The organism is Halalkalibacter sp. HAAS-P013 (assembly GCF_056619925.1).
Genome location: NZ_JBWQTU010000056.1, coordinates 1 through 965, shown reverse-complemented (window position 1 = coordinate 965; position 965 = coordinate 1). Strand labels below are relative to the sequence as shown.

Sequence of the window (965 nt, the reverse complement as noted above, 5' to 3'; positions counted from 1 at the left end):
TTGTTTAAATTCCTCAGTAAATGTTCTGCGTTCTCTTTTAGTCATCGTAGATTCTCCTCGATTATATTATCTGTAGTCTACTTGACCTTAATTTTTCTGTCTAGTTCAGTGTAGCCGATGCAGAAAACATTTTATAGGAGTTCCGTTGGACAACCCGTTCATTACTCCTAAAGAAAAGTGCAGGTATTTATGTGGGGTTGTGTTAGATAATAATGACTCATCGGCCAATTACCAAGTTAATAAAACGAATGCCTTAACAGTTACTATCCCAAACAAAGAAATGACCCGGGATGAAATAAATTCTTATTACTATCAACTATACAATGAGTTTCCTTCCGTGTTTGGGGTGGAAACAACTTGGGAATACCCCTTTGAATTTGTCTATATGACGGAAGAGGCAGAAGCACAAAAGTATACTCCTATCGTTCATAAAATCTGTATACCAGTAAAAAAGAGAAAGTAGGGAATTATATGATTTTAGCAGTCTTGTCTGGAGTAATAGTCTACATGGTAAGTGGAATGATTTATTATTCCGTGCTTGGAAATCGATGGGTGGAACTATTAAATATTAAGCCCGAACAACCAAAGTATGGGTTACTTACTTTAGTGACATTATTAACGTCTTTCTTATTGTATAGTATCTTACAATTATCACAAGCCCAGACCTTACTGGATGGCGCATTAATCGGTGGTCTAGTTGGTATAGTCATAGCACTTGCCTATGCAAAAGACTTTATATTTGGCTTAGGTACAAATAGTCAAAAGCCAGCGTCTATCTATTTTATAGCTATTGGATACCATGTTATTGCTCTTACAATCATCGGTACTATTATGATGTTTTTTATTTGACGAATTGTAATATTAAGTGCGACACCTAAAAATAAACACAAAAAAGCCCATGATACTTCGTGTAAAATGAAGTTACCACACAACCCTTACACGGAGGTTTTATCATGAGCTACTCC

Annotated in this window: 2 protein-coding genes; both read left to right on the top strand. The window is 35.6% G+C overall.

From position 1 onward, the window contains the following. The first annotated feature begins 133 nt into the window (after positions 1-133). A complete protein-coding gene (locus tag AC1FXP_RS23525) occupies positions 134-463 on the top strand; it encodes a GyrI-like domain-containing protein (RefSeq protein WP_480064319.1) in 330 nt (109 codons plus the stop codon). Positions 464-471: 8 nt separating this feature from the next. Next, entirely contained in the window at positions 472-849 is a 378-nt protein-coding gene (locus AC1FXP_RS23520; protein WP_480064318.1) for a DUF1761 domain-containing protein, read from the top strand. Positions 850-965: the final 116 nt, after the last annotated feature.

What these genes read in the sequence shown, in the direction of transcription:
- AC1FXP_RS23520 (WP_480064318.1), top strand. Translation starts at nt 472, where the DNA reads ATGATTTTAGCAGTCTTGTCTGGAGTAATAGTCTACATGGTAAGTGGA.